General features: G+C 64.1%; 4 protein-coding genes. All 4 read left to right on the top strand.

Annotation, left to right across the window (positions count from 1 at the left end; all coding sequences use genetic code 11):
* Nucleotides 1-117: 117 nt before the first annotated feature.
* A complete protein-coding gene (locus VGO12_RS30900) occupies nt 118-2055 on the top strand; it encodes a bifunctional 5-dehydro-2-deoxygluconokinase/5-dehydro-2-deoxyphosphogluconate aldolase (protein ID WP_327516554.1) in 1938 nt (645 codons plus the stop codon).
* Nucleotides 2056-2132: 77 nt separating this feature from the next.
* Nucleotides 2133-3986: a 3D-(3,5/4)-trihydroxycyclohexane-1,2-dione acylhydrolase (decyclizing) gene (gene iolD, locus VGO12_RS30895; protein ID WP_327516552.1), complete on the top strand. Its 1854-nt coding sequence runs from the start codon at nt 2133-2135 to the stop codon at nt 3984-3986.
* Nucleotides 3987-4270: 284 nt separating this feature from the next.
* Nucleotides 4271-5170: a myo-inosose-2 dehydratase gene (gene iolE / locus VGO12_RS30890; protein ID WP_327516551.1), complete on the top strand. Its 900-nt coding sequence runs from the start codon at nt 4271-4273 to the stop codon at nt 5168-5170.
* Nucleotides 5171-5402: 232 nt separating this feature from the next.
* Nucleotides 5403-6203, top strand: coding sequence for a 5-deoxy-glucuronate isomerase (iolB, locus tag VGO12_RS30885; RefSeq protein WP_327516550.1), 801 nt, complete (start codon nt 5403-5405; stop codon nt 6201-6203).
* Nucleotides 6204-6305: the final 102 nt, after the last annotated feature.

The following is a 6305-nucleotide window of genomic DNA, read 5'->3' as shown; positions in this document are numbered from 1 at the left end:
GGAACAGATAGAATGAAAATTCCATATTGACGAAACGTCGGAATTTATGTTTCATACCGCCATCACCCACAGTACGAAAATGGTCGGGCCCGCCAAGGTGTCCGCGGGGAGGAAGCAGTGAGCCAGAACGTTTCGGCACAGCGAGCAAAGCCGCTCGACCTGATCACCATCGGCCGGGCCTCGGTCGATCTCTACGGCCAGCAGATCGGCACGCGGCTTGAAGACGTTTCGAGCTTTGCGAAGTCCGTCGGCGGCTGCCCCTGCAACATCTCGGTCGGCACGGCCCGGCTCGGCCTGAAATCGGCGCTTTTGACCCGCGTCGGCGACGAGCAGATGGGCCGCTTCATCCGCGAGCAGCTCACCCGCGAGGGCGTCGAGACCCGCGGCATCGTCACCGATCCGGAGCGACTGACAGCGCTTGCGATCCTCGCGGTTGAGAACGACAAGTCCTTTCCGCTGCTCTTTTATCGCGACAACTGCGCCGACAACGCGCTTTGCGAAGACGACGTTTCGGAAGAGTTCATCCGCTCCGCCCGCGCGATCCTCGTATCCGGCACCCATTTCTCCAAGCCGAACACCGACGCCGCCCAGCGCAAGGCGATGCGCCTTGCCAAGGAAAGCGGCGCAAAGATCGTCTTCGACATCGACTACCGCCCGAACCTCTGGGGTCTTGCCGGTCATGACGCCGGCGAGAGCCGCTACATCGCTTCAGACCGCGTCTCGGCGCACCTCAAAACCGTTCTTTCCGACTGCGACCTGATCGTCGGCACCGAAGAGGAAGTGCTGATCGCGTCCGGCGAAAGCGACCTGCTTCAGGCGCTGAAGACGATCCGCGCACTTTCAACGGCGACGATCGTTTTGAAGCGCGGACCGATGGGCTGCATCGTCTATGACGGCCCGATCTCCGACAATCTGGAAGACGGCATCGTCGGCAAGGGTTTTCCGATCGAGGTCTACAACGTGCTTGGCGCCGGCGACGCCTTCATGTCCGGCTTCCTGCGCGGCTGGCTGCGTGACGAGCCGCATGCAACGTCGGCCACCTGGGCCAATGCCTGCGGCGCCTTCGCCGTCTCGCGCCTGCTCTGCGCCCCTGAAATCCCGACCTGGACGGAACTGAAGTTCTTCCTCGAAAACGGCAGCAAGGAACGGGCGCTGCGCAAGGACGAGGCGATCAACCACGTGCACTGGGCAACGACGCGCCGGCGCGACATTCCGCTTCTGATGGCGCTCGCAATCGACCATCGCAGCCAGCTCGAAGACATAGCCGCCGGCGATCCGGCGCTGCTTGCCCGCATTCCCGCCTTCAAGGTGCTGGCGGTCAAGGCGGCCGCCCAGGTCGCCGCCGGTCGCTCCGGCTTCGGCATGCTGATCGACGACAAGTATGGCCGCGATGCGCTCTATGCCACCGGCGCCCACCGCGACTTCTGGATCGGCAAGCCGATCGAGCTGCCGGGCTCGCGTCCGCTGCAGTTCGAGTTCAGCCAGGATCTCGGCAGCCGGCTGATCGACTGGCCGGTCGACCACTGCATCAAGGTGCTTTCCTTCTACCATCCGGATGATCCGGCCGAACTCAAGTCACAGCAGGTGGCAAAGCTGCGTTCGGCCTTCGAGGCGGCCCGCAAGGTCGGGCGTGAAATCCTGATCGAGATCATCGCCGGCAAACACGGCAAGCTCGACGACCAGACCATTCCACGCGCCCTTAACGAACTCTACGACGCAGGCCTCAAGCCCGACTGGTGGAAGCTCGAGCCGCAGGCAAGCCGCAGCGCCTGGGCAGCGATCGACGCCGTCATCGAAGCGCGTGACCCGCTCTGCCGCGGCGTGGTGCTGCTCGGCCTCGAGGCGCCCTATGAGCAGTTGAAGGACGGATTTGCGGCCGCGCGCACCTCGAAGACCGTCAAGGGCTTCGCCGTCGGCCGCACAATCTTCGCCGATGCCGGCAAGGCCTGGCTTGGCGGCACGATGACAGACGACCAAGCGATCGCCGACATGGCCGGCAAGTTCAAGGCGCTGGTGGATCTCTGGCTGCAATTGGGTGAAACGAAAGCGGCATAGGATCGGCGCCCAAGCGTCGGACAATGCATCAAGCAGGGTGGAACGGGACGATTTCGCCCACGAGGAGGAAACAGACAATGAGCCAGAAGACCGTGCGCATGACCATGGCCCAGGCCGTGGCGCGGTTCCTGACCCGCCAGATGACCGTGATCGACGGAAAGAAAGTACCGATCTTCGGCGGTGTCTTCGCCATCTTCGGCCATGGCAACGTCGCCGGCGTCGGCGAGGCACTGTACGCGATCAAAGACACGCTGCCGACCTACCGCGCCCAGAACGAGCAGGGCATGGCCAATGCCGCGATCGCCTTTGCCAAGGCGAGCTTCCGCCGCCGCTTCATGGCCTGCACCACCTCGATCGGCCCCGGCGCGCTCAACATGGTGACGTCGGCGGCGCTTGCCCATGTCAACCGCCTGCCGGTTCTCTTCCTGCCCGGCGATGTCTTTGCCAACCGCCGCCCCGATCCGGTGCTGCAGCAGGTCGAAAGTTTTGGCGACGGCACGATCTCGGCCAATGACTGCTTTCGTCCGGTGTCGCGCTATTTCGACCGCATCACCCGGCCCGAGCAGATCATCCCGGCACTGCGCCGCGCCATGCAGGTGCTGACCGATCCTGCCGATTGCGGCCCGGTGACGCTGTCGCTCTGCCAGGACGTGCAGGCGGAAGCCTACGACTATCCGGAGAACTTCTTCGACGAGAAGGTCTGGGTGCCGCGCCGGATCGAACCCGATCTCGACGAACTGGCAACCGCGATCGCGGTACTGAAGGAAGCCAAGAAGCCGATCATCATCGCCGGCGGCGGCGTGCTCTATTCGGAAGCAAGCAAGGACCTTGCAGACTTCGCCGAGCGGCATGGCATTCCCGTCGTCGAGACCCAGGCCGGCAAGTCGGCGTTGCCGCATTCGCATTCGCTCAACATGGGCTCGGTCGGCGTGACCGGCACCTCCGCCTCCAACGCGCTTGCCGAGGATGCCGACGTGGTGCTCGCCGTCGGCTCGCGTCTGCAGGACTTCACGACCGGTTCCTGGGCACTCTTCAAGAATGAAGGCCTGAAGATCATCGGTCTCAACGTCCAGCCCTTCGATGCCGGCAAGCACAACGCCCTGCCGCTGATTGCCGACGCCCGCGCCGGTCTCAACCGCATTTCCGGCGGTCTTGGCGGCCACAAGGCCGATCCGAGCTGGACTGCCAAGGCCAAGGCCGGCAAGGCCGAATGGCTGGCTGTGGCCGACAAGGCGACGGCCACGACCAATGCCGCCCTTCCCTCCGATGCCCAGGTGATCGGCGCCGTCCAGCGCGCCCGCGGAGCCAGGAACACGACGCTCGTCTGCGCTGCCGGCGGTCTGCCGGGTGAGTTGCACAAGCTCTGGCAGGCGGAAGAGCCCGGCGGCTACCACATGGAATACGGCTTCTCGACCATGGGCTACGAGGTCGCCGGCGGTCTCGGCGTCAAGCTCGCCAAGCCCGAGAGCGACGTGATCGTCATGGTCGGCGACGGCAGCTACATGATGCTGAACTCGGAGATCGCCTCGTCGATCATGCTCGGCGCCAAGTTCACCATCGTGCTGCTCGACAATGCCGGCTACGGCTGCATCAACCGGCTGCAAATGGGCACCGGCGGCGCCAACTTCAACAATCTGCTCACGGACACGCACCACGTCGAGCTGCCGCAGATCGACTTCGCCGCCCATGCCGGCGCCATGGGCGCCGTGACCCGCAAGGTCGGCTCGATCTCCGAGCTCGAAACGGCGCTCAAGGAAACGGCGGGCGAGACGCGAACGACCGTCATCGTCATCGACACCGACCCGCTGATTACCACCCAAGCCGGCGGCCACTGGTGGGATGTGGCCGTGCCGGAGGTTTCGGACCGCAGTCAAGTGAACGACGCGCGCAAGGGCTACGAAAAGGCCCTTAACGCCCAGCGGTTCGGCTGAACAAGAACAAAGCGCTCGCGTTTACTGCGCGGGCGCTTTTGCATGTCGGGCGACGCCCCGGAGGAATCAGAGGTTGACAATTGCCCCTCACCCTAACCCTCTCCCCGCCCGCGGGGATAGGGGAAGTGCCCCACCGGGAGCTCGATATGGGTGCACCGCGGCGCGGCACATCCCTTCTCTCCGCCTGCGGGGAGAAGGTGGCGGCAGCCGGATGAGGGGGCCGCCTGGGTGGTAAAGACAGACAACGACGAAGCAACCGCTTCAGCAGACAGAAAGTGAAAGACATGATCCGCTACGGAACCAACCCGATCGCCTGGAGCAACGACGACGATCATTCGATCGGCGCGCATCTGACGCTCGAGGACTGCCTGTCCGATTGCCAGAAGATCGGCTTCGACGGCATCGAGAAGGGCCACAAGATGCCAACCGATCCGGAGGCGCTGAAGCAGAAGCTCGGCTCCTACGATCTCGTCTTCGTCTCCGGCTGGCACTCGACCAACCTGCTGACCCACGACGTCGAGGCCGAGAAGAAGGCGATCCAGCCGCATCTCGACCTTCTGAAGCACAATGGCTGCAAGGTCGCGATCGTCTGCGAGACCTCGAACGCCATCCATGGCGACGACACCAAGTCGGTCGCCAACGACAAGCCGGTGCTGCCGGCCGACCAGTGGAAGAAGTTCGGCGCCGATCTCGAAGCGGTCGCTCAATATTGCGCCGACCAGGGCATCGACCTCGTCTACCACCACCACATGGGCACGATCGTCCAGACCGGCGAGGAAATCGACCTCCTGATGCAGAACACCGGCCCGGCGACCAAACTTTTGCTCGACACCGGCCACGCCTGGTTCGGCGGATCCGACCCGGCGGACGTGGCGAAAAAGTACATGCACCGCGTCCGCCACATTCATGCCAAGAACGTTCGCCCGTCCGTCCGCAAGGTCGTCGAGGGCGAGGGCCTTTCGTTCCTTGAAGGCGTGCGCCGTGGCGTCTTTACCGTTCCTGGCGACAGCGAAGGTGGCGTCGACTTCCTTCCCGTTCTGAAAATTGCCGCCGAACACGGCTATTCCGGCTGGCTGGTGATCGAGGCGGAACAGGATTCGGCCGTGCGCAACCCGTTCGAGTACCAGTCGCTCGGACTGAAATCGCTGAAGGCCTTTGCCAAGGAAGCAGGCCTCGACAAGTAAGCGCGTCCATCCGGTTGCCGGGTGTGCTTCGGAGTACGCCCCTCATCCGGCTGCCGCCACCTTCTCCCCGCTCGCGGGGAGAAGGGATATGCTGCAACCGCTCGATCCTCTCTATGCTTGGCTGAGCGCGCGCCGCGAACGCGAGAAATCCCCTCTCCCCGTCCGCGGGGAGAGGGCTAGGGTGAGGGCGCGCCGAAAGCGCAGCCGCCGTCAAAGAATTCAGGAGATCGACATGTCCAAGCTGCTCGTCAAACCGAAGGCCAAGTCCGGCCTGATGCAGAACGTCACACCGGAGAGCGCCGGCTGGACCTATGTCGGCTTTGCACTCGAGCGATTGAAGGCGGGTGAAACGACCGAAGGCGAGACTGGCGACAAGGAAGTCTGCCTCGTGCTCGTCTCCGGCAAGGCAAAGGTTTCCGTCGACGGCGAAGGCTTTGGCGAACTCGGCGAGCGCATGACGCCGTTCGAGGGACAGCCCTATGCCGTCTATGTGCCGAAGGGCAGCCACTGGCAGGCGACCGCCACGTGCGACCTCGACCTTGCCATCTGCTCGGCGCCTGGCGGCGATGGCTTCAAGGCGAAGGTGATCACGCCCGGCACCCATCCGCAGATGACGCGCGGCAAGAACACCAACACCCGCTATGTCACCAACATCATGCCCGAGGACGACGGCTCGGCGCAGTCGCTGCTCGTCGTCGAGGTGATCACCCCCGGCGGTCACACCTCCTCCTATCCGCCGCACAAGCACGACCAGGACGATCTGCCGGCCGAGAGCTACCTGGAAGAGACCTATTATCACCGGATCAACCCGCCGCAGGGTTTTGCCATGCAGCGCGTCTATACCGACGACCGCTCGCTCGACGAGACCATGGCGGTCGAGGACGGCGACGTGACGCTGGTGCCAAGGGGGTATCACCCGGTTGCCGCCGTGCACGGCTATGACGTCTATTACCTGAACGTCATGGCCGGGCCGAAGCGCGTCTGGAAGTTCCACAACGCTCCCGAACACGCGTGGCTGTTCACCGGCGTGTAAGCGGCAGCGAACAAAGACGCTCCGAAGCTCCGTGCCCGTTTGCTGTGCGACTGGCAAAGGGGTTGCGGCGGCCTTCGAGCCGATCCCGACCCAACGGCATCA

It is taken from the genome of Ensifer sp. (assembly GCF_035999135.1).
Classification (GTDB): Bacteria; Pseudomonadota; Alphaproteobacteria; order Rhizobiales; family Rhizobiaceae; genus Ensifer.
Note: the sequence above shows the minus strand (reverse complement) of the source record. Positions and strands in the feature narration are given on the sequence as shown.

Coding starts and splice junctions, on each gene's coding strand:
- iolD (WP_327516552.1), top strand. CDS start 2,133: ATGAGCCAGAAGACCGTGCGCATGACCATGGCCCAGGCCGTGGCGCGG.
- iolE (WP_327516551.1), top strand. CDS start 4,271: ATGATCCGCTACGGAACCAACCCGATCGCCTGGAGCAACGACGACGAT.
- iolB (WP_327516550.1), top strand. CDS start 5,403: ATGTCCAAGCTGCTCGTCAAACCGAAGGCCAAGTCCGGCCTGATGCAG.